The following is a 24730-nucleotide window of genomic DNA, read 5'->3' on the forward strand; positions in this document are numbered from 1 at the left end:
GTGAGAACCGGGCGTTCAGCGAGGGATGACCATGGACGAGGCGTACATCGGCGCGCAGGAGTCGGTGGCGGGGAGATACCGGCTCCTCGACGTCGTCCACCGCGAGACGAACCGCGTCTGCTGGTACGGGGAGGACATCGAGGCCGGGCGGCCCTGTCTGGTGACCGGGGTCAGGCTGCCGGAGGCGATGGGCGAGGACGCGGCGCGCCGGGTCGTCGGCCGGGTGATGCGCGTCTCCGGGACGGTGGAGCGGCTGTGCCCCGGGCGGGTGGCGCCGGTGCTCGACGCCGTCGTGGAGGAGGAGGTGCTGTGGACCGTCACCGACCGGGCCGGCGGCACACCGCTCGGCGAACTCCTCACCGAACGCGGGACGTTCCACCATGTGCGGGCGGCGCGGATCGGCCTGGAGATGCTGGACGTCCTGGACGCGGCGCACGGCGAGGGCGTCACGCACGGCGAGCTGAGCCCCGGCCAGGTGCTCGTCCCCGAGCGGGGCCCGGTCGTCATCACCGGTTTCGGCCTGGCGGGGGCGACCCTCGCCCCCCGGCTGACGGCACCGTCGTACGCCTCCCCCGAGCAGGCCCGCGACGAGCGCATCGGCCCGGCCGCCGACCTGTGGGCGCTGGGCGCCGTCCTCTACACCCTGGTCGAGGGGCGTCCGCCGTTCCGCGAGCGGGACGACCCGGAGGCCACCCTGCGGGGCGTGGACCGGCTGCCGCCGCGCGCCCCGGGGCGCGCCGGCCCGCTCACGCAGGTCGTGCGGGGGCTGCTGCGCAAGGACTCCCGGGAGCGGCTGTCCCGGCCGGTGGTCCGCGCGGCCCTCCTGCGGGTGCTGCGCGAGGACTTCGCGGCCGTGCCGCCGAGCGCGCCGCCGCCCCGGGTGCGCCGCGCCTGCGCCGCCGTCCGCCATGCCGCGCCGCGCTGGAGCGGACGCGCCATGGTCGCCGGGACGGCGCTGGCCGTGGCCGTGGTCACGGTGGCGGTCCTCGCCGCGACCCGGGGCCTGCCGGGCGGCGGTCCCATCGCGGCCGACGCCCCGTCCCGGCCGTCCGCGTCCGGCGGACCTGCCACCGGCTCGCCGGAGACCGGCCCGCCCCCGGCCGCCCCGGCGCCCGGTCGTCCGGACCCGAGCGCGACCCGGGACTCCTCCCCCACGCGCCCGCCCTCGGCCGGCCCGACGGGCCTGCCCCGGGGATTCCGCATGTATGCCGCCCCGGAGGGCTTCTCCGTGGCGTTGCCCGACGGCTGGGGTCCGCTGCGCACCACCCGGGTCTCCGACCTGGCGTACCGCGTCGTGCTCGGCGCGGACGGTGACGACCGGACGCTCGCGGTGACCTACAGCGAGCGGATCGGCCCGGACCCGGTCGTGGTGTGGCGCGACGACGTGGAGCCAGGGCTGAAGGGCGCCGACGGCTACCGGAGGCTCGGCGAGATCCGGGCGACGACGTACCAGGGCCGCGAGGCCGCCGACATGGAGTGGGTGGCCGCGTCCGAGGGCACACGGGTGCGCACCTTCGGGCGCGGCTTCCTGATCGGCGGCGGGCGGGGTTACTCACTGCGCTGGACGGCTCCGGCGGACGGCTTCGACGCACCCGCCAACCGGCAGGCGCTGGACACCGCCCTGCGCACCTTCCGCGCCCCGTCAGCGTGACGGAGGGCGCGGGGTGCGCCGGGTGCGCAGCGGGCCGCCGTGCAGGGGCTGGGTGCTCCAGCGGGCGGTGAAGACCCGGCCCGGGAGCGAGCAGGTGATCAGCAGGTGGTGCGGGGTCTCCAGGAACAGCAGGTCCAGGCTCAGGGTCGCGGCGTCCGTCCAGCCACCGCTCACCGCCACCGGGGCGGGGTCCTCGGTGACGGTCCACCCCGCCCCGCCGAGGCGCAGGGGGAGGTCGTGCCCGTCGTCGGTGAGCGTCACCGTCCAGCCGTCCGGCTCGCCGCTCAGGGTGACCGCCGTGAGTCCGGGCTGGTCCGCGCACAGGCCCCCGGCCGGGATGAACGCGGCGGCGGTCCAGTCGTCCGCCCGCGCGGGTGGCGCGGGCCGGCCGGGGGCGGGCGGCAGGGTGAGTCCCGCCAGCCGCTCCCCGAGGGCCCGCTCCCCGGGCTCGCGGCCGGTCAGGGGCGCGGCGCCGAAGGCGGGCAGCAGATGGGCCCAGACCAGGTTCAGCATTCCCTGCATCCGCTCGGTCTCGGCGGTCGTCACGATCACGGCGTCCTGCTCGGGCAGGACCAGGCAGAACTGGCCGAAGGCCCCGTCGCCGCGGTAGCCGTGCCGGGACATCCAGAACTGGCAGCCGTAGCCCTGGTCCCAGTCCTCGCGCTCGGTGTCGCCCATGCCGCCCGCGGTGGGGACGTGGGCGCGGGTGGCCTCGGCGACCCAGCCCTCCGGCAGCAGCCGCACACCCTGCCGGACGCCGTCGCGCAGGTACAGCTCGCCGAGCCGGGCGACGGCGTCGGTGGTGGCGTGCAGTCCGCTGAAACCGAGTTCGCGGCCGGTGCGGTCGCGCAGCCAGACGGCGTCCCCGATGCCGAGCGGGTCCAGCAGCCGCGGGCGCAGATACGCGGTCAGGGGCTGTCCGGTGACCCGCTGGACGATCGCCGCGAGGGTGTAGGTGGTGGGCTGGTTGTAGGCGAAGACGGTACCGGGGTCGTGCTCCGGCGGCAGCAGCAGAAAGCCCCGCACCAGTTCCGCCGGGTCGAGGGCGCGGGCGGCGTCCAGGGTCTCGCCGAGGTGTCCGCTGGACATGGTGGCCACGTGCCGGACGAGCATCGCGCGGCTGCGCGGGTCGGTGATGTCGGCGGCGAACTCCGGGAAGTACGAGATCACCGGGGCGTCGAAGTCGATCAGCCCCTCGGCGGCGGCGAACGCCGCGGCCGTCCCGGTGAAGCTCTTGCTGAGCGAGTACAGGAGCTGGAGGCGGTCGGGGGTGTACGGCGCCCACCAGCCGGCGGTCACGACGTGGCCGTGGCGGAGGATCATCAGGCTGTGCGGCTCGATCTCGTCGGCCGTGTCGAGGGCGTCGAGGAAGGCGAGGATCCCGGCGGGGTCGACGCCTTGGGCGGCGGGCGTGCTCGTGGGAAGAGGGCGCACACTCATACGGTCATCCTCCCCGGTGACCGGCCGGACGGGGAGGGTTCTCACAGAGATCACAGGAGTCCCGTTTTCCCGGCTCGGAGCCGGGGACTCGCCCGTTATGGTGCAAATCGGATACACGATGATGACCGAGCAGGCCGGCCCTCGTGACCTGGTCCAGCACGTGGCGCGGGCCGAGGAGGTCGGCTTCGACTTCTCGGTGACCTCGGACCACTACTTTCCGTGGCTGCGTTCGCAAGGCCACTCCCCCTACGCGTGGAGCGTGCTGGGCGCGGCGGCGCAGGCGACGTCCCGTATCCCGCTCATGACGTACGTGACCTGCCCGACCTTCCGCTACCACCCGGCGGTGGTGGCCCAGAAGGCGGCGACCATGCAGCTGCTGTCCGAAGGCCGGTTCCGGCTCGGCCTGGGTTCGGGCGAGAACCTGAACGAGCACGTGGTGGGCGGCGGCTGGCCTTCGGTGGACGTGCGGCACGAGATGCTGGAGGAGGCCGTCGAGATCATCCGGGCGCTGTTCGAGGGCGGGCACGTCACCCGTCGCGGTCAGCACTTCGACGTGGAGTCGGCCCGGCTGTGGGATCTGCCCGACGCGCCGCCGCCGATCGGCATCGCTGTCTCCGGCGACCGCTCCTGCGCGCTGGCGGGCCGCCTGGCGGACCTGGTCATCGCGACCGAGCCCAAGCCGGGACTGCTGGAGGCCTTCGACCGGCACGGCGGTACGGGCAAGCCGCGCGTGGGCCAGCTGCCGGTGTGCTACGACACCGACCGCGATACGGCGGTCAAGCGGGCGCACGCCCAGTTCCGCTGGTTCGGCAACGGCTGGAAGGTCAACTCCGAGCTGCCGCACCCCGACTCCTTCGAGTCGGCCACGCAGTTCGTCACACCGGACGACGTCGCCGAGTCGATCCCCTGCGGCGACGACCCGGAGGCCTTCGTCGAGGCCGTACGCCCGTACGCCGAAGCCGGTTTCACCGAGATCGCGCTGGTGCAGATTGGCGGGGACACGCAGGCGGAGTTCCTGGACTGGTCGGCGAAGACCCTGCTGCCGGCGCTGCACGACGCGCTGGACTGACCGGAGGCCCGGGCGCGGTTCCCCGGCCGGTCACCCTCAGGGGTGCGGATCATCCCGGTTTGCCGTTTTCGCAGCCCGATCCCAGGAGAGTCACCGGTGTCCGGCGCATCTTGTGCGTTGAGCGGGTATCAGAAGGCTCTGGACCCGTACTCCCCGGAGGCTTTCTGGTGAACCCCTTCGTGCACAGGACCCTGGTCATGCAGCTCCAGGCCGGCACCGCTGACCGCTTCCCGGTCCTCGCCCACCTGGGGTACGACGCCGAGGACCCGTTCGCCGTCACCGCTGTGTTCAGCCATGACGGCCGGGTGCTCGCCCGCTGGCGGCTGGACCGGGAGATGCTGGCCGACGGCATGCGCGGTCCCGTCGGCATCGGCGACGTCCGGATACGCCCGGAGTCGACGGGCCGCTGGGAGGAACTGCGCCTGGACTTCTTCGGCGACCCGCGGTCCGACGGCGGCCACCATCACGCGGCGGTCTTCGCCTGGGCCCCGGCGATCGCGTCCTTCCTGGAGGAGACCTACGCGGTGGTGGCGCCCGGCCGGGAGCGGGTGCGGGTGGACGACTTCCTGGCCGAGGTCATCGCGGAGGGCTGAGCACGCTCCCGCCGACCGGCCCGGCCCTCCCCGGGCGGAGCTGAGCAGCCGTACTCATGTCCGGCTCCGCCAGCCGGCGGCGGACGACGTTCACGACCGCCGCCGGCTGGCGGCACTCAGCGGCTGGTGTGCCGGTGGCGGGTCCACAGGGGTATCCCGAACCAGCACACCAGGTACCACGCCAGCACGCCTGTGACCAGGTAGGGAACGTAGGGGTCGTGAGTGGCCACGCGCAGGATCAGCAGGAGCGAGGCGGTCGTGGTGGCCAGCAGCAGGATCAGGCCGACGATGGTCATCCGAGAGGCCCAGTTCACCGCCTGCGGCTTGATCCGCCGCCCGGCGACGAGCCGGTGCAGCGAGACGGGGCTGATGAGGGCGCCGGTCGCGGCGGCCCCCAGGACGACCGTGACGATGTAGATCATGCGGTCGGTGTCCTCCAGCTCGCGGTAGGTCGGAGTGAAGACCACGGTGAGCAGAAAACCGAAAAGAATCTGTACGCCCATCTGGGCGACACGCACCTCTTGGATGAGCTCGACCCACATCCGGTCGGCTCTCTCCTCCTCGGTCTCGTTGCGCCCTCTGTTCTTCTTCGTGCTGTCTTCCGCGGCCGTCACGGCGCTGCCTCCCCGGTGGAAACGAATGGATGTCTTCCCGTCCGAATGCCCGCTCGGCGGCGGAACTGTCCCCGCCGGGGGAGGCACCTGCGGCGTACGGCCTACCAGCGGCCCTCGACCTGGTCCTTGATCCGCCGGTCGTAGAGGTCCCGGATCGCGTCCAGGGTGGTGTCCGGCAGCGGCGGCAGCGTGGCGGCGGCCGTGTTGGCGCGGGCCTGCTCGGGCGAGCGGGCGCCGGGGATGACCGTGGTCACGCCGGGCTGCTGGGCGATCCAGCGCAGCGCGAGCTGGGCCGGGGTGTATCCCCCGGGGGCGAGGGCGGCGAACTCGGCGGCGGCCTCGACGCCGGTGGCGAAGTCCACTCCGGAGAAGGTCTCGCCCTGGTCGAAGGACTCGCCGTGCCGGTTGTAGGTGCGGTGGTCGTTCTCCGGGAACACCGTGTCCTTGGTGTACTTTCCGGACAGCAGGCCGGAGGCGAGCGGGACCCGGGCGATGATGCCCACGCCGGCCTCCCGCGCGGCGGGAAGCACCTCGCGCAGCGGCTTCATGCGGAACGGGTTGAGGATGATCTGCACGCTGACCACGTTCGGCCGGGCGATCGCGGTCAGCGCCTCCTCGCAGGTCTCGACGCTGACGCCGTAGGCGGCGATCCGCTCCTCGGCGACGAGGGTGTCCAGGGCGTCGAACACCTCGTCGGAGGAGTGGACGGGGGTCGGCGGGCAGTGCAGCTGCACCAGGTCGAGACGGTCCACGCCGAGGTTGCGCCGGGACCGGTCGTTCCAGGCGCGGAAGTTGTCCAGGACGTAGTTCTCGGGGATCTGGTCGACGCGGCGGCCCATCTTGGTCGCGACGAGGACGTGCAGATCGGGCCTGCCGCGCAGGAAGGTGGCGATGGTCTGCTCGCTGCGGCCGTCGCCGTACACGTCGGCGGTGTCGAAGAAGGTCACCCCCGACTCCGCCGCCGCCTCCAGCACCGCGAGGGCCTCCTTGTCGTCGACGTCGCCCCAGTCGGCGCCCAGTTGCCAGGTCCCGAGGCCGATGACGGACGCCCGCTGACCCCATCTGTCGAATACGCGCTCTTCCATGGCGTCAGTGTGTCACCCGTCCCGGCCCGCCCCGGCGCGGGTGTGCGCGGCGCGGGCCATCTTCGGGCCCAGCCAGCGCTTGAACCGGCGCAGCGGCGCCAGCCGTCCGGCCGCCCGGTCGAGCCGGTGGTACAGCCGCGGCGGGAGGTGCGGCAGCAGGGGCGAGTGGCGCTGTCCGAGCAGGGCGAACATCTGCTCCGGCGGGAGCCGGAGGTAGCGGGGCAGGTTCTCGTACCACTGGGCGCTGTAGCGGGCGGCGCTCTGCGCGGAGAGCAGGGCCGCCTTGCGCTCCCGTTCGTAGCGGGCGAGGGCCTGCGGCAGGGTGGGCAGGTCGCGCAGGGCGCCGGCCAGCGCGATGGCGTCCTCCAGGGCGAGGGTGGTGCCCGCGCCGATGGAGTAGTGGGTGGTGTGCGCGGCGTCGCCGACCAGGACGAGGTTGCCGCGGTACCAGGTGCGGTTGGTGAGGGTGCGGAAGGTGAGCCAGGGGGCGCTGCCGTCGGCCGGGGAACGGCCGATCAGCCGGTGGCCGTCGAGGACGTCGGCGAACAGCTTCTCCAGCAGGACAAGTCCCTCGGCCTCGTCGGCCCGGTCCAGGCCGAGGCCGGTCCGGGTCCCGGGGGCGCACTCGACGACGCAGGTGCCGCGGCCGGGGCCGTAGCCGTAGCCGTAGCACCAGATCCAGCCGTGGTCGGTCTCGACGAAGCCGAAGGTGAATGCGTCGAAGACCTTGGTGGTGCCGAGCCAGATGTAGGAGTTGCGGCCGGCCGTCACCTCGGTGCCGAAGTGGTCGGCGTACCGGGTGCGCAGCGCACTGCGGACGCCGTCGGCCGCCACGACGAGGTCGGCGTCGGGCAGCCGGTCGGCGGTGACCTCGTGCGCGTACTCCAGGCGGACGCCGAGGGAGCGGGCCCGGGCGGCGAGGATCTCCAGCAGTCGGTGGCGGCCGATGCCGAAGCCCTGGTCGCCGGTGTGCCGGACGGTGCGGTCGCCGATGTGGGCGACTCCCTCGCTCCAGCTGACGGAGTGCTCGCCGAGGGCGCGCGCCGACTCGGGGTCGTGCAGGTGCAGCCGGTCGAGCAGCCCGCGCCAGTAGGTCACGCCCCACCCGTAGGTGGAGCCCTCGGGGTTGCGCTCGTGGACGGTGACCTCGTGGGACGGGTCCTGGAGCTTCAGCAGGATCGACAGATACAGGCCGGCGGGCCCGCCGCCGACGCAGGCGACCTTCACGCGCACCCCTGGTAACTATTGGCGGTCAACGGGCAACGCAGAGTAGCAGCCACCCGGCGGGGGTTTGCGTCAGCTTCCCGGCGTGAGCCGCGCCACGCGCGCGGCCGGGGTGCGGGAAGTTACCTCGCGAAACAGGGGCCCCACGAGAAGGAATTGCCCGTTCCGCCCCCATCGGACCATCACCATCAGCAAGATCAACTTGGTTCAACACTGCACGACATGTAGGCAATTGTCCGGATCGGAGCCAACCGTTCGCGGGAGTGCCCGGCGGCCCGATAGGCATGCGGAGCCATCCACCCCCTTCACATCTGGAGGTCCGCATGCCGGAACTCAGCCGTCGTCGCGCGCTCGGTGCCGCCGCCGCCCTCGCCGCGGCAGCCGGGACCCAGGCGGTCGCCGCCCCGGCCGCCACCGCCACCGAACACCACCCCGGCGCGCCCGGCGCGCCCGGCTCCTTCGACGAGGTCTACAAGGGCCGCCGGATACAGGGCCGGCCGACCGCCGGGGGCCATCACCACCACGGGGCCGGCTACACGGTCTTCATCGACGGGGTGGAGCTGCACGTGATGCGCAACGCCGACGGCAGCTGGATCAGCGTCGTCAGCCACTACGACCCGGTGCCCACCCCGCGGGCCGCCGCCCGTGCCGCGGTCGACGAACTCCAGGGCGCGCGGCTGCTGCCGTTCCCCGCCAACTGATCCGCCCCCGCACGCCTTTTGGAGCACACGCACATGACCGTCCGCAAGAACCAGGCCACCCTGACCGCCGACGAGAAACGGCGCTTCGTCGCCGCCGTCCTGGAACTCAAGCGCAGTGGCCGCTACGACGAGTTCGTCACCACGCACAACGCCTTCATCATCGGCGACACCGACAACGGCGAACGCACCGGCCACCGCTCGCCCTCGTTCCTGCCCTGGCACCGCAGATACCTGCTGGAGTTCGAGCGGGCCCTGCAGGCGGTGGACGCCTCGGTCGCGCTGCCCTACTGGGACTGGTCCGCCGACCGCACCACACGGGCCTCCCTGTGGGCGCCGGACTTCCTCGGCGGCACCGGGCGCAGCCTGGACGGCCGGGTGATGGACGGGCCGTTCGCCACGTCGGCCGGCAACTGGCCGATCTCGGTGCGGGTGGACGGGCGCGCCTTCCTGCGGCGGTCGCTCGGCACCGCGGTGCGGGAACTGCCGACGCGGGCCGAGGTGGAGTCGGTGCTCGGCATGGCGACCTACGACATGGCGCCCTGGAACAGCGCCTCCGACGGCTTCCGCAACCATCTGGAGGGCTGGCGCGGCGTCAATCTGCACAACCGCGTCCACGTCTGGGTGGGCGGGCAGATGGCCACCGGGATGTCGCCCAACGACCCGGTGTTCTGGCTGCACCACGCCTATATCGACAAGCTGTGGGCCGAGTGGCAGCGCCGCCACCCCGGTTCCGGCTATCTCCCCGCCGCCGGGACACCGAACGTGGTGGATCTCGACGAGAAGATGAAGCCGTGGAACGACACCTCCCCGGCCGATCTCCTGGACCACACCGCCCACTACACCTTCGACACCGACTGACACCCCCGGTCGACGAGAGGCATCGCCCCGCAGGTCACGGGTACCCGCGTCACACCTGTCCGACGAACGACGAAGGAGTGACCGACGCATGTCGCAGGTCGAGGAATCCATCGAGGTCGCCGTCCCCGTGCACACCGCCTACAACCAGTGGACGCAGTTCGAGACGTTCCCCGCGTTCATGGACGGCGTGGAGCGCATCGAGCAGCGCACCGACACGCTCACCCACTGGGTGACCAAGGTCGACGGGGTCCGGCGGGAGTTCGACGCGGAGATCACCGAGCAGATCCCGGACGAGCGGGTCGCCTGGACGACCGTCGCCGGCGACGCCCGGCAGGCCGGCGTGGTGACCTTCCACCGCCTCGACGACGCCCACACCAAGGTGATGCTCCAGATGGAGTTCCAGCCGGACGGCGTCGCCGAGACCGTCGGCGACAAGCTGGGGGTCGTGAAGCGGCAGACCAAGGGCGACCTGGAGCGCTTCAAGAAGTACATCGAGGAGCGCGGGCAGGAGACCGGGGCCTGGCGCGGCGTGGTGTGAGCGCACCGCGCCTCCCGGCCGTCAGCGGGATCTCCCGCGCCGCCGTCGCTCAGCCGGCCGCCGCGGTGCGGCACTCCGGGTGGCCCCAGCCCTGGTCGTTCTTGGCGATCGGCTCGCCCGCGGCGTAGGACCGGCCGCACAGACAGCGGCCGGGGAACTTCGCCTTGATCGTCCGCGCGCCGCCGCTCTTCCGGGCCACCGGAGAGCGGCGGCGCGGCGTCTTGGCGGGCGGGGCGTCCGGGGCGGGCGGCGGCTCCGGGGAGCCCAGGCCGCTGCCCGCGGGCTCCTGGGCGGAGGCCGCCTGACTGGCGGCGCGGTCGGCGAAGTCGTTGAGCGGATCGCCGTCCACCTGGTGGGCGGGGACGTAGCGGAACTCGACGGTGCGGCCGTCGAGCAGTTCGTCGATCCGCACGACCAGGTCCTGATTGGCGACGGGCTTGCCGGCGGACGTCTTCCAGCCGTTGCGCTTCCAGCCCGGCAGCCAGGTGGTCACGGCCTTCATCGCGTACTGCGAGTCCATCCGGATCTCCAGCGGCACGGCCGGGTCGGTCGCCGCCAGCAGCCGCTCCAGGGCGGTCAGTTCCGCGACGTTGTTGGTGGCCCGGCCGAGCGGGCCCGCCTCCCACCGGGCGGGCTTCTCCGTCTCGTCGGCGACGACCCAGGCCCAGCCCGCCGGTCCGGGGTTTCCCTTCGATGCCCCGTCGCACGCGGCCACCACTCGTTCACGCATGTGCCCGATCATGCCATGGCCGGGGCGGGCTCCCGGTCGGGGAGGGGGCCGGGGCTCAGGAGACCTCGACGGTCTCGGGCATCTCCCCTTCCGTCCTGGTGACGTCGATCACCGAGAAGTTCGCTCCCTGCGGATCGCTCAGCGCGGCGAACCGCCCGTACGGGGTGTCCATCGGGCCGAACCTCAGCACACCGCCCAGCTCGGTGGCCTTCGCCACGGCCTCGTCGCAGTCGGGGACGGTGAAGTAGACGTTGATGTACGGCGGGACCTCGGGCGGGAACTCCTCGGTCATCCTCATCCGGCCGAGCACCGGGGCGTCCCCGGCCTCGAAGATCCGGAAGTCCATCTCGTGGTCCTGCATCTGCTTGGCCCGGTACGGGAAGACGGCCGGGAAGAAGGCGTCCGACTTCTCGGGCTCGCGGGTGTAGACCTCCGCCCAGCAGAACGCGCCCGGCTCGCCCGTCTCCGCCTGGAAGCCCTCATGGGTGCCCGCCTGCCACACGCCGAACGCGACCCCGCTCGGGTCGCGGGCCAGGCACATGGTGCCGAAGTCGGCGACCGACATCGGCTCCGTCACCACCTCGCCGCCGTTCTGCCGGATCTTCTCTGCGGTGGCGGCGGCGTCCGGGGAGGCGAGGTAGAGACACCACTGCGACCGCGCCTCCCCCTCCTGGCCCGGCATGGGCGGGACGATCGCGGCGACGGCCTTGCCGTCTCGGTAGGCCTCCGTGTAGTTGCCGAACTCGGTCGCCGACTCGCCGAACGTCCAGCCGAGGACAGCGCCGTAGAAGCTCTTGGCTCCCTCCAGGTCGGTGAACATCGCGTCGGCCCAGCAGGGGTGTCCCTCAGGTTTCACGGCCATGATCGCGGCCCCCTTCCGGTTCGGGGGGAATAGTTCGTTCCTCACGCTAGCCATCCGGCGGTCGCCTTGCCCGCCGACGTGCCCGCGCGGGCCGGGCGGTCACCGCGCGTACCCCGCCGTACGCGCGCGGACGACCGCGGCTGACGCGTGTCTTCCCCCCGCCGCCGGGCTGTGCTTGCCTGGTGAGCCCTGTCGGTGGCGGGGTGGGAGTGACCTGATGCGCGGACGGTGGGTGGCGGGGTGGACGCTGGCCGGTGCGCTGCTGCTGGGCGGGTGCGGTGATCCGGCGTCGGAGCCGGACCGTCCACCGGCCGCCCCTTCCCTGCCCGAGGCGCCGGCCACCACGCACCAGCGGGCACCCGCCACACCGACGGCGCCGCCCGCGAAGCCGCCGGCGGTGCTCTACCTCGGCGACTCCCTGGCGATGGAGAACCAGCGGGTCCTCGGGCAGGAGCTGCGCCGGGAGCTGAGGGCCGACTACACCAGCGCCCCGTACTCGGGCACCACCCTGTGCGACTACCTGGAGGGCACCGGCGCACGCTCCCTCGTCCCGGCCGCGGACAAGGCGGCGGCACTGGTGCGGTCGGTGCGGCCGGACGTCGTGGTCCTCCAGTTCTGGGGGAACGCCTGGGGGTACACCCCCTGCATGGGCGGCATCACCTACGACGCCTCCCCGGACCGCTATCTGGAACGGTACGCCGCCGACGCCGAGCGGCTCGCCGAGCAGATCGCGGCGGCCGGGGGCCAACGGCGGCCGAGGCTCGTGTGGGTGCTCCAGGGACCGGATCCGATCACCCCCGAGCGGGTGCGGAAGGTGAACGCCGTCTACGCGGAGCGGGCCGCCGCCGGGGGCGATCTGGTGGCCGACGCGGGCCGCGCGGTGAGTCCCGCGTCCGGCCGCTACACCTGGACCCGGTTCCTGCCGTGCACCGCCTGGGAGCGGGCCCACCCGGACTACTGCACCGAGCCGGGCAGCGGCCGTACGGCCCTGCACCGGGACGACGACTACCTGCACTTCTGCCTCGCTCCGACGACGTCCACGCCGAAGCCCTGCCCGGTGCGCTCCCCCGGCGTGCTGCGCATCGCCCGGGAGATCACCCGGGTGGTCGGCGCGCGGGCCCGGGGCGACGGCTGAGCCGTCACCCGCCCGCGTACGCCCGCTCCAGGGTGGCGATGTCGAGCTTGCCCATCTTCAGCATCGCCTGGGTGGCGCGGGACGCCTTCTCCGTGTCCGGGTCGCTGATCATGGTCATCAGCCGCTCCGGGATCACCTGCCAGGACACGCCGTACCTGTCCTTGAGCCAGCCGCAGGGGCCGGGCTCGCCGCCGTTCTCGGTGAGCTTGGTCCAGTAGTAGTCGACCTCCTCCTGGTCGGCGCAGAAGATCTGGAAGGAGATCGCCTCGTTGAAGGTGAACTCGGGGCCGCCGTTGAGCGCCACGAAGCGCTGCCCGTTGGCGGTGAAGTCCACCGTGAGCACGGTGCCGGCCGGCCGGGGAGCGCCCTCCCCGTAGCGGGTGACGCCGCCGATGGCCGAGTTCTTGAAGACCGAGACGTAGTAGTGGGCGGCTTCCTCGGCCTGGTCGTCGAACCAGAGACACGTGGTGAATCCGTCGGTGGTCATGGGCACCTCCTGGGCGTGGAACACGGTCACCACTGTCGACCGCCGCCCGCCGCGAAACTCATCGGCCGGACACGGACGAACTCCGAGGGACTGCCCAGGGCGGCAGGCTCTGCCCTCGGCGAATCTGCGGCGGGCAGAGAAAGCGCCGGCCGGCGCCGTGCGCGGTCGAGAGTGGAGTCGACGGCATCCCCGACAAGGAGGTCCGATGACTCCACTCACGACGTTCGCCCCGCGCGCGCAGGAGGGCGACACCCCGCCGAACCGGTTCGACGACCATCTCGCGGCACAGCTGCTCGGGCAGCGCATCGTGCTGCTGGGCACCCAGGTCGACGAGGTCTCCGCGAACCGGGTCTGCAGCCAGCTGCTGATCCTGTCCGCCGAGGACCCGCGGACCGACATCAGCCTGTTCGTCCACAGCCCCGGCGGCTCGGTCCACGCCGGACTGGCCATCTACGACACCATGCGGCTGATCCCCAACGACGTCTCCACGCTGGCGATGGGATTCGCGGCCAGCATGGGGCAGTTCCTGCTCAGCGTCGGCGCGCCCGGCAAGCGGTACGCGCTGCCGAACGCGCGGATCATGATGCACCAGCCGTCCGCGGGCATCGGCGGCACCACCGCGGACATCGAGATCCAGGCGGACAACCTGGAGTTCACCAAGCGGACCATCGAGCGGATCACCGCGGAGCACACCGGGCAGAGCCCGGAGACCATCTCCCGGGACGGTGACCGGGACCGCTGGTTCACGGCCGAGGAGGCCAGGGAGTACGGGATGGTGGACCGGATCGTGGACTCCTTCGCGGAGGTCCTGCCGGCCGCGACGCGACGACGGACGGGGCTGTAGGCATGGGGAGTTACACGATTCCGCACGTGGTCGAGCGCACCCCGCAGGGCGAGCGGTCGTACGACGTGTTCAGCCGACTGCTCTCGGAGCGGATCATCTTTCTCGGCACCGAGATCGACGACGGTGTGGCCAACGTCGTCATCGCCCAACTCCTCCATCTGGAGTCGGCGGCGCCGGAGAACGAGATCTCGATCTACCTCAACTCGCCCGGCGGCTCGTACACCTCGCTGATGGCGATCTACGACACCATGACCTTCGTGAAGGCGCCGATCTCCACCTTCTGCGTCGGGCAGGCGGCGTCCACGGCGGCCGTGCTGCTCGCCGGCGGGGATCGCGGGCGGCGGTTCGTGCTGGAGCACGCGCGGGTGCTGCTGGGCCAGCCGGCCAGCGGCGGACGCCAGGGCACGGTGTCCGACCTCGCCCTTCAGGCCAAGGAGATGGTGCGGATCCGCTCCCAGGTGGAGGAGGTGCTGGCCCGGCACACCGGCCACGACATCGCCACCCTGCGGGCGGACATGGACCGGGACAAGGTGTTCACCGCGCAGGAGGCGGTGGCGTACGGGCTGGCCGACGAGGTGCTGAGCCGGCGTCTCGCGGCGGTCTGAGACGCCGGCCGGGCACCGGTCTCAGGCGGCCAGGCAGAGTCCGTCGTACGACGAGGTCGTGGTCGTACGGCCGCGGTGGGCCTGCCGGGAGGTCACCCGGAGCAGCTCCCGCTGAGCCATCGTCAGCAGGTCGCCGAGGCCGAGGCCGAGCGCGTGGGCGGCGGCCGCGAGCACCTCCGAGGAGGCCTCCTTGCGGCCCCGCTCCACCTCCGACAGATACGGCATGGAGATCCGGGCCGCGTCGGCGACATCCTTCAGCGTCCGCTCCTGCGCGAGGCGTTCGCGGCGCAGGACGTCGCCGACAAGGTCGCGCCACAGGGGCTCCCTGGGGGCGGTGCGCTGTGGGTGAGCCGGCCGCAGGGGCGCGGGGGACGGGGGCATGGCCTCCGGCCGCGCGGGGCGGTCGGCCCGGGGGCGAAGGGGGATGACACGGGCTTCGTTCGTCGCTTGGTCGGTCATCGCTTCAGCCTAGGAGCCGGAGGCCGGACGGGAAGATTCCGGCGTTCCGCCCTCGGTGGAATGGGGCAATTCGGAAGCGGCGCCCGACGGGTCAGCGGCCGTGGCCGCCATACGTCGCCTCCACACGGGGGGCGGTCTGGGGCACCGGGACCGCGTCCCGCACGCCGGCCAGGAGGAGGCCGGCGCAGGGGCTCGGGCATCGATGGTCCAGTGGGGCGCGCGGTCTGCCGCCTCGCGCGCCCCGGCTGGGCCGGGGGCGCCCGCCGACGCGTCGAGCACCCGCTCGTTTACCCCCGGGCCGCCCGGCGGCCGAGTGCATCGCCACCACGCCCGATGGCGGTGCCGGGAGGGCCGCGACCGCCCCCTCCCGGCACCGCCATCGGGCGCGCCACCACTGTTTTGCGCCTCCTTGGCACTGGTAGTGCATGGTCGGCCACAGTCCGGGTACCCGCACGGTTGCGTCCCCGGTACCCGGGGGCGCACCAGGTCATCATCCGAAAGACAGTTCGAAAGAGGCAGACGCCGCGCCATGACTTTCGTGAGAGAGGCAATGGACACCGCCACCGCCATGACCGGGCCTGAGGCACCGCCCACCGGGCAGGGCGAGCGAACCGGGACCGGGTCGGGGCCGGTGCCGGCAGTCGTGGACCCGCAGGCCGTGGCACCCCGCGACGCACGAGAGCTGTCCCGCCAGTTCTTCCGCCGGCTCCAGGAGCTGGAGGAGGGGACGCACGAGTATCAGTACGCGCGCAACACGCTCATCGAGATGAACATCTCGCTGGTGCGCTTCGCGGCCGGGCGCTTCCGAGGCCGCGGTGACGACATGGAGGACATCGTCCAGACCGGCATGATCGGCCTGATCAAGGCCATCGACCGGTTCGACCTGAGCCGCGAGGTCGAGTTCACGTCGTTCGCGCTGCCGTACATCGTGGGCGAGATCAAGCGGTTCTTCCGCGACACCACGTGGGCGGTGCACGTCCCGCGCCGGCTCCAGGAACTGCGCGTGGAGCTGGCCAAGGCGCGCGAGGAGCTGTCCAGCCGCCTGGACCGCGATCCGACGGTGGCGGAGCTGGCCACGCTGATGAACATCTCCGTGGACGAGGTGGTCGAGGCCCGGATCGCGGCCAACGGCTACAACTCCGCGTCGCTTGACGCCGCTCTGACCGGTGACGGACCCGAGGACGGCGAAGCGGTGCTGGCCGACTTCATCGGCGTCGAGGAGCACGGGCTGCGGCTCGTCGAGGACTTCCAGTCGCTGGCCCCGCTGATGGCCGAGCTGGACGAGCGGGACCGGCGGATCCTGCACATGCGGTTCGTGGAGGAGGCGACCCAGGCGGAGATCGGCGAACAGCTCGGCTGCTCGCAGATGCATGTGTCCCGGTTGCTGAAGCGGATCATCGTCCGGCTGCGTGAGGGGATGCTCGGCGAGCTGGACCGCGTCTGAGGCCCCGGGAGGACCCGGGCGCCATGCCGTCCGGGCGGTTTCACCCGCCGTCGAGTTCGACCACGGCCCAGACGCGCTTGCCGACCGGCACCCGCTCGACGGCGACCCGGGACGCGAGCGCGTGCACGATCTCCAGGCCGTGCCGGCCGATGCGCTCCGGGTCCCGGGGGAAGCGCCGGGGCAGGGCGTCGCTGCTGTCGTAGACGGAGACCGTGACCGCGCCGTCCGTGCCCTCCAGGTCGAGGATGTACGGTCCGTCGCTGTGCCGGTCCGCGTTGGTGACCAGCTCGCTGACCACCAGGAGGAGACCCTCCCGGGCGCGCTCGGCGATCTCGGCGCACCATTCGGTCCTGAGCTGGTTCAGGAACTGCGCGGCGAACGCCCGCGCGTCCGCTATGCACCCGGGTTCCCCGGTGTAGTGCGCCGCCCGCCGCAGCGGTTCCACGGGCACGTCGAAACCGGAGGGTGCGATCGTGCCGTCCCGGTGCTCGATCATGCGTTTCTCTCTCCCACGCCGGCTTGGCCGGATACTGCTGCACCAGTCCTCGTACCCCGAGTTCGGCGGAGCAGTCCATGACGCGGCGGTCGTCACACGGCGGGCACGGAGGTGGCCGCTCCCGGCATGCTCGGCGGGAGGAGGAGCAAGGCGAGCGGGGGCGGCAGGGAGGTCGAGGTCTCGGGCGACGGCTCCGGCAACGGCGTGGAGGTGACCGGCTCCGGCGGCGAAAGGTTCTCGGGGCCCGGCGTGGAGGCCTCGGTGGTCACCACCGGGGCCTCCTCGGCCGGCGTGGAGGTGTCCTCGCCGGGGATCGTCGTCTCGTCCTCCGGAGTCGAGGTCTCCTCGTCCGGCGTGGTCGTCTCGTCGTCCGGGGTCGACGTCCTGTCGTCCGGCGGGCTGTCCGGCGAGGGCGACACGACGCTGACGGACGGCGTGGGCATGGCCTTCGGCGGCCGGGCCGGCTTGTCGGTGCCGCCGTCGTCACCGCGGGGGCGGGCCACCCACTTGTCGTTCTCGGAGTCGCGGAGCACGAAGGTGGTCACGACCTGCTGGGACGGCTGCATCACGACGACGTTCGACGCGTTGAACGACGGCCAGGCGTCCCCGGTCCGCTGGAAGCCGCTGTGCTGCTGGACCGGGTTGGTCAGCGGGTTGCCGCAGGCGCAGCGCACCCGCGGCATGCCCCGGTCGTTGACGAGCACCGCCGTGCCGGACTGGAGGATGGCCTGGTAGGGATTGGCCTTGCCGTCGCGGTAACCGTGGTTGGTGACACGGGTGTCCCATTGCAGTTGCACGGGGGTGAGACCGCGCAGATAACCGGGCACGTCGGACGGGGCGATCCCGAGGACGGAGCCGAACGCCTTGTTCTTCGCCGGGTTCTCCCAGAGATACGAGATCTGCCGCTCCACGTCGCAGGCGGCGACCTTCTCGGTGCCGCCGTAGACCCCGGCCCGGCCACCGTTGAGGGGCCGCACCTCGTTCTTGCCGATCGACTGCGCCGGCGACGGGCTCACCGGCTTCACGGCGCTCTTCCTGGCCGTGGGCGGGGTGAAGGGGTCCGGGCCCTCCTCGGCCGCGGCCTGCAGGAAGACCTCACTGCCGCCCGGGCCGCCGTCGCCGCGGGTGACCAGGACACCCACGGTCGCCACCGCGGCCACCAGCACGGCGGTCGTCGCGACACGAGGGACGGACTTCCACCACGGCCGGCCGGGTTCCGGCGGCGGTTCACCACCGGGCGTCGGGGTCGGGGGCGGCGGGGGCGGGCCGGAGGGCGGCTGCGCCCGGTCGGCGAGCGGGCCCGAGGGCGGCCTGGTGGGGCGGCCGGAGGTCGGCGGTTCGACGCTCACGAGCTGTGCTCCTGTCGGGGAGTGCCGACGGCCCGGATTACTCCGTTCAGCCGTATTTCATGCCCCTACTGACTATTGTGTGCTCCAGTGCGGTACGGCCCGCAAGCTGACGCGGACGGCTCTCCCGGCGGGCGAGGCGCCCGGGCGCTGATTAGCGTGGGCATGTGAGCCTGCGAATCTCCGCCGGCCGGGCCGTCGCCCACCACGGGTGGGTCCAGGCCCTGGCCGTGACCCTGGCCGGGGTGCTCGCCATGGGCGTCGTCGCCGCACTGGGACTGTGGGCGGCCGGGGCGACGGACCTGCCGGACGGTGCCTACCCCAAGGTGGTCGCGGCGACGGTCGTCACGGCGGTCGGCGGCAGCGTCGAGTTGTCGGGTGACGCCGGCCAACTCGCCGGTGTCGAGGGCGGTCTGACGGTCGTTCCGCTGTCCGTGACGCTGGTCGGCGCACTGGTGTTCGCCGCCGGTTTCCTGCGGCCGCTGCGGCACCGGGCGGTGGCCGGCGCGGGTGAGCTGGTCGGCTGGGCCGCACGGATCGCCGTGCTGTGGCTCCTGGTACTGATCGCGCTGGCCCTCACCGCCCGGCACACCTTCGGCTTCTCCCTCGGCGAGGGCGCGGTCAGCGACCTGGCCGACCTCTTCGGCGTCGAACCCAAGCTCGGCTTCACCACCGATGTGCCGCTGACCCTGGTCTTCGGGGTGCTGTGGCTGGCCGGGGTGCTGGTGCTGGCCCTGCTGTGTTCGCGCGGGGCCCCGTTGCCGGGGCGGCTGCTGCGGTTCCAGGAGTCGGTGCGCCCGGCGGCGTACGCGATGGTCGTCCTGCTGCTGGCCTACGTGGTGCTGGGCGTCGTCACCGGGCTGGTGGTCGCGGTGACGCGCGGGCACGGTGCGGAGACGCTGGCGGTGATCCTGCTGGGAACGCCGAACCTGGCGTGGCTGGCGCTCACCCTCGGGCTCGGCGCCACCTGGGACGGTCATGTGGAGGGGCCGTTCGGGCTGCCGATGCCGCAGGTACTGGACCAGGTGATGCGGTCCGCGGACGTGAGCACCGTCAATCTGGGCACGCTCTCCGACTACGACGGCCGGGTGTGGTGGCTGGTGGTGGTCGACGCGGTGCTGCTGCTGGCGGCGGCCTTCCTGATGGCCGTCCGCTCACCGGCCCGTGTCCACCTGTGGCAGCACGCGGCGCACATGGCGGTGGCGCTCGCCCTCGCGGTCCTCATGATCTGCCTGGTCGGCCGGATCTCCGCCGTCTTCGGCCTGTCCGTGCTGGGCATCGGCGATCTGGGCGGCGGGCTGTCCGGGGACCTGTTCCTGCGACCCCGGATCTGGGGGGCGCTGGGCCTCGCCCTGCTGTGGGGGCTGGTGACCGGTTTCCTCGGTGCCGTGTTCGCCCTGCGGGTGCGCCGCTCCGGCGAGGTGCCGGACGAGTCACCCCTTTAGAGCGTCCTCCCTGACCCGCGGGGCCTGTCGGCCGGGGATCGGTCAGGGCGGAGCCCGCGAGGCCGAGGCCGCCTACGACCGGCCCGCTACGGCTGGGTCCGCCGCCCGAACACCGGCTCGGCCCACCTCGGCGGCGTCCCCGGCCGCTCCCCCGCGTCCGGTTCGGCGCCGGCGTCCACCCGGGTCGGCGGGTGCCCGGCGTCCGCGGGTCCGCCCCGCGCGGGGTATCCGCTCAGCGCCGTGCGCAGGGCGGCGGTGAAGGCGAGACAGGAGTCGTGGCGGACGTCGGGGCTCTTGGCGAGGGCGCGCGCGAACACTTCGTCGACGCGCGGGGCGAGGTCGGGGCGGGACTCGGTGAGCGCGGGCGGGGTGTCGTGCTGGTGCGCCCAGAGCAGGGCCATGTCGTCGTCGCGCAGGAACGGCGGACGGCCCGCCAGGGTCTCGTAGACCACGCAGGCCAGGCCGTAGACGTCGCAGCGGCCGTCGACGGGCCGGCCGGAGATCTGTTCCGGGGCCACGTAGTCGAGGGTGCCGACGAACTGGCCCACGGTGGTGAACCCGGTCAGGGACAGGGACTTCTTGGTCAGCCCGAAGTCGGTGAGGTAGGCGTGCTCGGGGTGCTCGCTGTCGGTGCCCCGGGCGATGAGGATGTTGCCGGGTTTCACGTCCCGGTGGACCAGGCCGTGATCGTGGGCGGCGTCCAGCGCGGAGGCCACCTGCATGCCGATCCGGACGGCGGTCGCGGGCGGCAGCGGGCCCGCCCGGTCCAGCAGATGCCGCAGGTCACGGCCCTCGACGTAGCGCATGGCGATGTACAGCACGCCGTCGGTCTCGCCCGCCTCGAAGACGGGCACGATGTGCGGGTGGTCGATCGCGGCGGCCACCCGCGACTCATGGGTGAACCGCTTGCGGAAGGTGTCGTTGCGGGCCAGTTCGGGGGCGAGCAGCTTCAGCGCGACCACGCGGTCCAGGCGCAGGTCCCGCGCCCGGTAGACGACGGCCATGCCGCCGCGGCCGATCTCGTCCTGGATGCGGTACCCGGCGACCTGCCGGCCCGCCATCTCCGCCGACCGGCCCGCGAACGCGGCTGTGTCCCGCGCCATCACAGGTCATCCTCCGGAGACACCAGCCGCGTCGGCGCGTGCCCCGGGTCGGCGCCGTACCCCGAGTCCCGGCGGTACGGCGGTTCCCGTTCCTGGTCCCACCGCCGTTCGTCCTGCTCGTCCCACGGATGTTCGCGGGAGCGCGGGTCCTCGTCGGCCGCGTAGGTGCTCAGCCCCGTCCCGTCGCTGTACGACCAGCGCTCCCGCTCGGCGTCGTACAGCCACACCGACTCCCCGTCCACGACGACACCGATCCGCAGCCCGCGGGTGCGGTCCCGGAACGACTCGCCGTCCAGGGCGTCGTCCGCCAGCTCCTCCACGGCGGCCCGGTAGCGGGCGAGGGCCTGCTCGGCCCGGGCGAGCAGCGGACGGGGGTCGCCGTCGGGGGCGAGCCGGCGGTTCCGGGTGGGCGGGTCCTGCGGTACGGGGACCAGTGCCCGGCCGTCGATCCAGGCGGACCAGCCGTTGGAGCACCGGACGCGGCCCCAGTCGCCGCGCCGCTCGACGAGCTGCACCGGCAGCAGCGGATCGAGGGGGACCGTGGGCCGGTCGGGTGCCGGGGTCTCCCAGCTCGGCAGGCCGTGCCGGGGGACGACGTGGGTGGGCCGGAAGCCGCGGGCCGTCATGAGGGCACCTACTTCCGCATCACGACGGGCTCGTGGCGGCGCAGCAGCCGGATCACCAGCCAGCCGAAGGCCAGCGAGAGGACGGCCAGCGCGCCGATGCCGAGCAGCCACGTGTCCAGCGTGTGCGCGAACAGCGGATCGCGGGTGAGGTCACCGGGCGACAACCGGGCCAGGTCCAGGGTGCCGGCCATCGCGCCGAACGCCCAGCGGGAGGGCACCAGCCAGGCGGCCTGTTCGAGGCCGGGCACGCCGTCGAGCGGCAGCAGGGCGCCGCAGAAGACGACCTGGACGATGGCGAGCAGGACCAGCAGCGGCATGGTCACCTCCTCCTTGCGGACCAGGGCGGAGACCAGCAGGCCGAGCATCATCGCGGTGAAGGCGAGCAGCGCGACGGCGACGATGATCTCGGCGAGGGGCGGCATCAGCACCCCTCGGCCGCCGGGCGCCTTGAGGTCGACGCCGTACAGCCCGACCAGGGTGAGCACCACGGCCTGGAGCACGGTGACCGTGCCGAGCACCACCACCTTGGACATCAGGTACGCCGATCTGGACAGGCCCACCGCCCGCTCGCGCTGGTAGATCACCCGCTCCTTGACCAGTTCGCGCACGGCGTTCGCGGCGCCGGTGAGGACGCCGCCGACGCAGAGGATGAGCAGGACGTTCAGCGCGTTGTTGTGGGTCAGCTCGCTGCCCGCGAGGGCGCGGGTCATGCCGCCCATCACGAACGGCAGGGCGATCATGACGGCGAGGAAGGTGCGGTCGGCGGCGAGCGCGGCGGAGTAGCGGCGGACCAGCGTGCGCAGCTGGCCGCCCCAGCCGCGGGGCCGCGGCGGCGGTCCCAGGATGACCGGGCCCTGACGGGGCACCTTGGGCTGGCCTCCGGCCTCGGCCACGTACCGCCGGTGGAACGGCGAGGCGTGGTACTCCCCCGCCCAGTCCCGGTCCTGGTCCTGGTCGAACGCCTCGAAGGCCTCCGGCCAGTGCTCGAAGCCGAAGTAGGCGAGGGCGTCGCCGGGCGGGCCGTAGTAGGCGACCTTTCCGCCGGGGGCGAGGACGAGGAGGCGGTCGCAGACGTCCAGACTGAGCACGCTGTGGGTGACGACGATGACGGTCCGGCCGTCGTCGGCGAGACCGCGCAGCATGTGCATCACCGAGCGGTCCATGCCGGGGTCGAGGCCGGAGGTCGGCTCGTCGAGGAAGAGCAGCGAGGGTTTGGTCAGCAGCTCCAGCGCCACGCTGACCCGTTTGCGCTGGCCGCCGGAGAGGCTGTGCACGTGCTGCCGGGCGCGCTCCTGGAGGCCCAGTTCCCGGATCACCTCGTCGACCCGGGCCCGGCGCTCGGCCTTGGCGGTGTCCTGCGGGAAGCGCAGTTCGGCGGCGTAGGAGAGGGCGGCGTGGACGGTGAGCTGGGCGTGCAGGATGTCGTCCTGCGGGACCAGGCCGATGCGCTGGCGCAGCTCGGCGTAGTCGTGGTAGAGATCGCGGCCGTCGTAGAGGACGGTGCCGTGGTCGGCGGGACGCTGGCCGGTGAGCGCGTTCATCAGCGTGGACTTGCCGGCGCCGCTCGGGCCGACGACGGCGAGCAGGGATTTCTCGCCCACCGGGAAGGAGACCTGGTCGAGCAGGCGCTTGCGGCCGCGGTCGACGGAGACGGTGAGGTCCTGGACGTCGAGGGAGACCTCGCCGGTGTCGACGTACTGCTGGAGTTCGTCGCCGACCAGGCAGAAGACGGAGTGGCCGATGCCCACGATGTCGCCGGGGCCGAGACCGGCCCGGTCGACCGGCACACCGTTGAGGTAGGTGCCGTTGTGGCTGCCGAGGTCGGCGATCTGGTAGCTGCCGTCGGCGTGGAGGCGCAGTTCGGCGTGGTGGCGGGAGACGACCAGGTCGTCGACGACCAGGTCGTTGTCGGCGGCGCGGCCGATGCGGACGGTGCGGGTGGGCAGCGGCCGCACGCTGGTCGGCTCCCGGAAGGTCCCGGTGAGGGCGGGCCGGGAGACCGTCGAGGGGCGTTGCGGGGCGGTGACGGCGAGGCCGGTGAGAACGACGCAGGGGCCGTCGGTGGGGCTGCCGAAGCGGATGACGGTGCCCGGTCCGACGCCCCGCTCGTGGACGCGGCGGCCGTCGGCGTAGGTGCCGTTGGTGCTGTGCTCGTCCTGGAGTGTCCAGTGGTCGGCCTCGGGGTGCAGGACCGCGTGGTGCCAGGAGACCCGGGCGTCGTCGAGGACGATGTCGCTGAGGGGGTCACGGCCCACGTGGTAGTCGCGGGCCGGGGTCATCACGGTGACGCCCGTCTCGGTCTCCAGGACGAGTTCGGGTGCCGTGGACGCGGCCGGCCGCTCCGCCATGCCAGAATTCTACCGATTGGCCCACATTCGTGCGATCGGCCCAGGCCCACCTGCCCGGTCGGCCGCCGGGGCTCCGCGCGGCCGGTCAGGCCACCGGCACGACCAGCGTGGGGCCGGTCCGCTGCATCCGCAGGGCGTCGACGGACTCGGCCAGCAGCTCGTACTCGGTGGTGTCGTCGCTCACGGCGATCCGCACCAGCCGTCCGGCCGCGAGTTCGTCGGCGACCCGCTCCTGCCGGTCCGCGTCCGCGCACCAGGAGCGCAGTACGGCGGGCACGTCCTGGACTCCGTCCCCGACCGGGACCAGCGCGTTCGGCGGATAGGGGGCGTCGCCGGGCCGGGGGTCGAGCCGCTCGGCGATCCAGGTGGCGCGGTCCCGCAGCCACCACAGGGCGAGGGCCAGGGTGGGTGCCCGGTAGGTGCCCAGGGGTACTCCGATGCGCTGCCCGCCGCAGGTGCCGTACGCGGTGACATGGCACAGGAATTCGTCGTGCACGTTCGCCTCCCCCGTCGGGGAACTGCCCCTGCCGTCGAGTATCTTCACTCTTGAACCACTGTCACCATGCCTTTTTGGCCAGTCTCCTGGCATATTCCGCGCGAGCCGATTGGCCGGAATGCTACGGCCCCGCGATGAGTTCCGCGGCGGGCCGGAGTCTGCCCCGTATGGACACGACGGGAAAAGCGGGCGTGGAATTCACGGCGGTGCTGACCAAGAGCCCGGAGCAGGGCGGCTGGACCTATGTCGTCTGGCCGGAATCGGTCGCCTATTTCGGCACCCGCGGATTGGTCAAGATCCGTGGGACGATCGACGGGCACCCATTCCGCAGCTCCTTCATGGCCCTGGGCGACGGCACGCACAAATTGCCGGTGAAGGCGGAGATCCGCCGGGCGATCGGTAAAGACGAGGGCGATGCGGTGACCGTGCGCATCGAGGAGCGGCTGAGTTCTTGACCGCTTCCGGCCATTCTTGATCGGAATACCGGATGCCCGGAGACGGCGGCCGTCTCCGGGCATCGGGAGAATCTCC

26 protein-coding genes are annotated in these 24730 nt (G+C 72.7%); 12 read left to right on the top strand and 14 right to left on the bottom strand.

Annotated elements, in window-relative coordinates; translation table 11 throughout:
- Positions 1–25 precede the first annotated feature (25 nt).
- Positions 26–1651 (top strand): serine/threonine-protein kinase, encoded by a 1626-nt coding sequence (locus VE614_RS33470; protein WP_324946127.1) that lies wholly within the window; start codon positions 26–28, stop codon positions 1649–1651.
- Here the strand turns inward: VE614_RS33470 and VE614_RS33475 are convergent.
- A complete protein-coding gene (locus VE614_RS33475) occupies positions 1643–3091 on the bottom strand; it encodes a serine hydrolase domain-containing protein (protein ID WP_324946130.1) in 1449 nt (482 codons plus the stop codon). The genes VE614_RS33470 and VE614_RS33475 overlap by 9 nt on opposite strands.
- A 97-nt stretch (positions 3092–3188) precedes the next feature.
- Between VE614_RS33475 and VE614_RS33480 the strand changes: the two genes are divergently transcribed.
- Together VE614_RS33480 and VE614_RS33485 are read left to right on the top strand one after the other, a co-directional pair.
- Positions 3189–4160, top strand: a complete 972-nt coding sequence (locus tag VE614_RS33480) for an LLM class F420-dependent oxidoreductase (protein ID WP_324946133.1) — start codon at positions 3189–3191, stop codon at positions 4158–4160.
- A 167-nt stretch (positions 4161–4327) separates the two neighbouring features.
- On the top strand, positions 4328–4753 hold the full coding sequence (locus tag VE614_RS33485) for an SsgA family sporulation/cell division regulator (RefSeq protein ID WP_324946136.1): 426 nt from the start codon (positions 4328–4330) through the stop codon (positions 4751–4753).
- A 116-nt stretch (positions 4754–4869) separates the two neighbouring features.
- Here VE614_RS33485 and VE614_RS33490 read toward each other — a convergent pair whose 3' ends face one another.
- The 3 genes from VE614_RS33490 to VE614_RS33500 all read right to left on the bottom strand — a co-directional run bounded on the left by VE614_RS33490 (position 4870) and on the right by VE614_RS33500 (position 7685).
- Entirely contained in the window at positions 4870–5295 is a 426-nt protein-coding gene (locus VE614_RS33490; RefSeq protein WP_324946226.1) for a DUF6328 family protein, read from the bottom strand.
- Between the two features lie 173 nt (positions 5296–5468).
- Positions 5469–6452 (bottom strand): aldo/keto reductase, encoded by a 984-nt coding sequence (locus VE614_RS33495; protein ID WP_324946139.1) that lies wholly within the window; start codon positions 6450–6452, stop codon positions 5469–5471.
- A 12-nt stretch (positions 6453–6464) separates the two neighbouring features.
- Positions 6465–7685, bottom strand: coding sequence for an FAD-dependent monooxygenase (locus VE614_RS33500; RefSeq protein WP_324946142.1), 1221 nt, complete (start codon positions 7683–7685; stop codon positions 6465–6467).
- Between the two features lie 314 nt (positions 7686–7999).
- Here VE614_RS33500 and melC1 point away from each other — a divergent pair, with 314 nt between their 5' ends.
- The 3 genes from melC1 (at position 8000) to VE614_RS33515 (ending at position 9773) form a co-directional block, all read left to right on the top strand.
- On the top strand, positions 8000–8377 hold the full coding sequence (gene melC1, locus VE614_RS33505; protein WP_324946145.1) for an apotyrosinase chaperone MelC1: 378 nt from the start codon (positions 8000–8002) through the stop codon (positions 8375–8377).
- 33 nt (positions 8378–8410) lie between these two features.
- Positions 8411–9235 (top strand): tyrosinase MelC2, encoded by an 825-nt coding sequence (gene melC2, locus VE614_RS33510; RefSeq protein ID WP_324946148.1) that lies wholly within the window; start codon positions 8411–8413, stop codon positions 9233–9235.
- A gap of 88 nt (positions 9236–9323) precedes the next feature.
- Positions 9324–9773: an SRPBCC family protein gene (locus VE614_RS33515; protein ID WP_324946151.1), complete on the top strand. Its 450-nt coding sequence runs from the start codon at positions 9324–9326 to the stop codon at positions 9771–9773.
- 49 nt (positions 9774–9822) lie between these two features.
- Here VE614_RS33515 and VE614_RS33520 read toward each other — a convergent pair whose 3' ends face one another.
- Complete coding sequence (locus VE614_RS33520) at positions 9823–10515, bottom strand: ribonuclease H (protein WP_324946154.1); 693 nt, start codon at positions 10513–10515, stop codon at positions 9823–9825.
- 43 nt (positions 10516–10558) lie between these two features.
- The gene (locus VE614_RS33525; RefSeq protein WP_324946157.1) at positions 10559–11365 is read right to left on the bottom strand and encodes a VOC family protein; all 807 of its coding nucleotides are present in this window, start codon (positions 11363–11365) and stop codon (positions 10559–10561) included.
- 217 nt (positions 11366–11582) lie between these two features.
- On the opposite strand from VE614_RS33525, the gene VE614_RS33530 reads away from it, so the two are divergent.
- The gene (locus tag VE614_RS33530) at positions 11583–12500 is read left to right on the top strand and encodes an SGNH/GDSL hydrolase family protein (RefSeq protein WP_324946160.1); all 918 of its coding nucleotides are present in this window, start codon (positions 11583–11585) and stop codon (positions 12498–12500) included.
- Positions 12501–12504: 4 nt separating this feature from the next.
- Here VE614_RS33530 and VE614_RS33535 read toward each other — a convergent pair whose 3' ends face one another.
- Positions 12505–12987, bottom strand: coding sequence for a VOC family protein (locus VE614_RS33535; protein ID WP_324946162.1), 483 nt, complete (start codon positions 12985–12987; stop codon positions 12505–12507).
- Between the two features lie 205 nt (positions 12988–13192).
- Between VE614_RS33535 and VE614_RS33540 the strand changes: the two genes are divergently transcribed.
- Positions 13193–13831, top strand: coding sequence for an ATP-dependent Clp protease proteolytic subunit (locus VE614_RS33540; RefSeq protein ID WP_324946165.1), 639 nt, complete (start codon positions 13193–13195; stop codon positions 13829–13831).
- 2 nt (positions 13832–13833) lie between these two features.
- Positions 13834–14436, top strand: a complete 603-nt coding sequence (locus VE614_RS33545) for an ATP-dependent Clp protease proteolytic subunit (protein ID WP_324946168.1) — start codon at positions 13834–13836, stop codon at positions 14434–14436.
- 21 nt (positions 14437–14457) lie between these two features.
- Here VE614_RS33545 and VE614_RS33550 read toward each other — a convergent pair whose 3' ends face one another.
- A complete protein-coding gene (locus VE614_RS33550; protein WP_324946171.1) occupies positions 14458–14895 on the bottom strand; it encodes a helix-turn-helix transcriptional regulator in 438 nt (145 codons plus the stop codon).
- A 568-nt stretch (positions 14896–15463) separates the two neighbouring features.
- Here VE614_RS33550 and VE614_RS33555 point away from each other — a divergent pair.
- Positions 15464–16339, top strand: coding sequence for an RNA polymerase sigma factor SigF (locus tag VE614_RS33555; RefSeq protein WP_324946229.1), 876 nt, complete (start codon positions 15464–15466; stop codon positions 16337–16339).
- 40 nt (positions 16340–16379) lie between these two features.
- Here the strand turns inward: VE614_RS33555 and VE614_RS33560 are convergent, their stop codons facing one another.
- Positions 16380–16835, bottom strand: a complete 456-nt coding sequence (locus VE614_RS33560; protein ID WP_324946174.1) for an ATP-binding protein — start codon at positions 16833–16835, stop codon at positions 16380–16382.
- A gap of 92 nt (positions 16836–16927) precedes the next feature.
- Entirely contained in the window at positions 16928–18184 is a 1257-nt protein-coding gene (locus VE614_RS33565; protein ID WP_324946178.1) for a DUF6777 domain-containing protein, read from the bottom strand.
- A gap of 164 nt (positions 18185–18348) precedes the next feature.
- On the opposite strand from VE614_RS33565, the gene VE614_RS33570 reads away from it, so the two are divergent.
- Positions 18349–19626 (top strand): streptophobe family protein, encoded by a 1278-nt coding sequence (locus tag VE614_RS33570; RefSeq protein WP_324946182.1) that lies wholly within the window; start codon positions 18349–18351, stop codon positions 19624–19626.
- 86 nt (positions 19627–19712) lie between these two features.
- Here the strand turns inward: VE614_RS33570 and VE614_RS33575 are convergent, their stop codons facing one another.
- The 4 genes from VE614_RS33575 to VE614_RS33590 all read right to left on the bottom strand — a co-directional run bounded on the left by VE614_RS33575 (position 19713) and on the right by VE614_RS33590 (position 24199).
- Positions 19713–20729 (bottom strand): serine/threonine-protein kinase, encoded by a 1017-nt coding sequence (locus VE614_RS33575; RefSeq protein WP_324946185.1) that lies wholly within the window; start codon positions 20727–20729, stop codon positions 19713–19715.
- Positions 20729–21355 carry a hypothetical protein gene (locus VE614_RS33580; protein ID WP_324946188.1) on the bottom strand — a complete coding sequence of 209 codons (627 nt, stop codon included), beginning with the start codon at positions 21353–21355 and terminating at the stop codon, positions 20729–20731. Before VE614_RS33580 ends, VE614_RS33575 begins: the two co-directional genes overlap by 1 nt.
- 8 nt (positions 21356–21363) lie before the next feature.
- Positions 21364–23703 (bottom strand): FHA domain-containing protein, encoded by a 2340-nt coding sequence (locus tag VE614_RS33585; protein ID WP_324946191.1) that lies wholly within the window; start codon positions 23701–23703, stop codon positions 21364–21366.
- A gap of 85 nt (positions 23704–23788) precedes the next feature.
- Positions 23789–24199 (bottom strand): hypothetical protein, encoded by a 411-nt coding sequence (locus VE614_RS33590; protein WP_324946194.1) that lies wholly within the window; start codon positions 24197–24199, stop codon positions 23789–23791.
- A gap of 167 nt (positions 24200–24366) precedes the next feature.
- Between VE614_RS33590 and VE614_RS33595 the strand changes: the two genes are divergently transcribed.
- The gene (locus tag VE614_RS33595; protein WP_324946197.1) at positions 24367–24654 is read left to right on the top strand and encodes a DUF1905 domain-containing protein; all 288 of its coding nucleotides are present in this window, start codon (positions 24367–24369) and stop codon (positions 24652–24654) included.
- Positions 24655–24730: the final 76 nt, after the last annotated feature.

Origin of the sequence: Streptomyces sp. (assembly GCF_035645055.1) — a bacterium.
Classification (GTDB): domain Bacteria; phylum Actinomycetota; class Actinomycetes; order Streptomycetales; family Streptomycetaceae; genus Streptomyces.

What these genes read in the sequence shown, in the direction of transcription:
- VE614_RS33470 (WP_324946127.1), top strand. Translation starts at nt 26, where the DNA reads ATGACCATGGACGAGGCGTACATCGGCGCGCAGGAGTCGGTGGCGGGG.
- VE614_RS33475 (WP_324946130.1), bottom strand. Translation starts at nt 3,091, where the DNA reads ATGAGTGTGCGCCCTCTTCCCACGAGCACGCCCGCCGCCCAAGGCGTC.
- VE614_RS33480 (WP_324946133.1), top strand. Translation starts at nt 3,189, where the DNA reads ATGGTGCAAATCGGATACACGATGATGACCGAGCAGGCCGGCCCTCGT.
- VE614_RS33490 (WP_324946226.1), bottom strand. Translation starts at nt 5,295, where the DNA reads ATGTGGGTCGAGCTCATCCAAGAGGTGCGTGTCGCCCAGATGGGCGTA.
- VE614_RS33495 (WP_324946139.1), bottom strand. Translation starts at nt 6,452, where the DNA reads ATGGAAGAGCGCGTATTCGACAGATGGGGTCAGCGGGCGTCCGTCATC.
- melC1 (WP_324946145.1), top strand. Translation starts at nt 8,000, where the DNA reads ATGCCGGAACTCAGCCGTCGTCGCGCGCTCGGTGCCGCCGCCGCCCTC.
- melC2 (WP_324946148.1), top strand. Translation starts at nt 8,411, where the DNA reads ATGACCGTCCGCAAGAACCAGGCCACCCTGACCGCCGACGAGAAACGG.
- VE614_RS33515 (WP_324946151.1), top strand. Translation starts at nt 9,324, where the DNA reads ATGTCGCAGGTCGAGGAATCCATCGAGGTCGCCGTCCCCGTGCACACC.
- VE614_RS33520 (WP_324946154.1), bottom strand. Translation starts at nt 10,515, where the DNA reads ATGATCGGGCACATGCGTGAACGAGTGGTGGCCGCGTGCGACGGGGCA.
- VE614_RS33525 (WP_324946157.1), bottom strand. Translation starts at nt 11,365, where the DNA reads ATGGCCGTGAAACCTGAGGGACACCCCTGCTGGGCCGACGCGATGTTC.
- VE614_RS33530 (WP_324946160.1), top strand. Translation starts at nt 11,583, where the DNA reads ATGCGCGGACGGTGGGTGGCGGGGTGGACGCTGGCCGGTGCGCTGCTG.
- VE614_RS33535 (WP_324946162.1), bottom strand. Translation starts at nt 12,987, where the DNA reads ATGACCACCGACGGATTCACCACGTGTCTCTGGTTCGACGACCAGGCC.
- VE614_RS33540 (WP_324946165.1), top strand. Translation starts at nt 13,193, where the DNA reads ATGACTCCACTCACGACGTTCGCCCCGCGCGCGCAGGAGGGCGACACC.
- VE614_RS33545 (WP_324946168.1), top strand. Translation starts at nt 13,834, where the DNA reads ATGGGGAGTTACACGATTCCGCACGTGGTCGAGCGCACCCCGCAGGGC.
- VE614_RS33550 (WP_324946171.1), bottom strand. Translation starts at nt 14,895, where the DNA reads ATGACCGACCAAGCGACGAACGAAGCCCGTGTCATCCCCCTTCGCCCC.
- VE614_RS33555 (WP_324946229.1), top strand. Translation starts at nt 15,464, where the DNA reads ATGACCGGGCCTGAGGCACCGCCCACCGGGCAGGGCGAGCGAACCGGG.
- VE614_RS33560 (WP_324946174.1), bottom strand. Translation starts at nt 16,835, where the DNA reads ATGATCGAGCACCGGGACGGCACGATCGCACCCTCCGGTTTCGACGTG.
- VE614_RS33575 (WP_324946185.1), bottom strand. Translation starts at nt 20,729, where the DNA reads ATGGCGCGGGACACAGCCGCGTTCGCGGGCCGGTCGGCGGAGATGGCG.
- VE614_RS33580 (WP_324946188.1), bottom strand. Translation starts at nt 21,355, where the DNA reads ATGACGGCCCGCGGCTTCCGGCCCACCCACGTCGTCCCCCGGCACGGC.
- VE614_RS33585 (WP_324946191.1), bottom strand. Translation starts at nt 23,703, where the DNA reads ATGGCGGAGCGGCCGGCCGCGTCCACGGCACCCGAACTCGTCCTGGAG.
- VE614_RS33595 (WP_324946197.1), top strand. Translation starts at nt 24,367, where the DNA reads ATGGACACGACGGGAAAAGCGGGCGTGGAATTCACGGCGGTGCTGACC.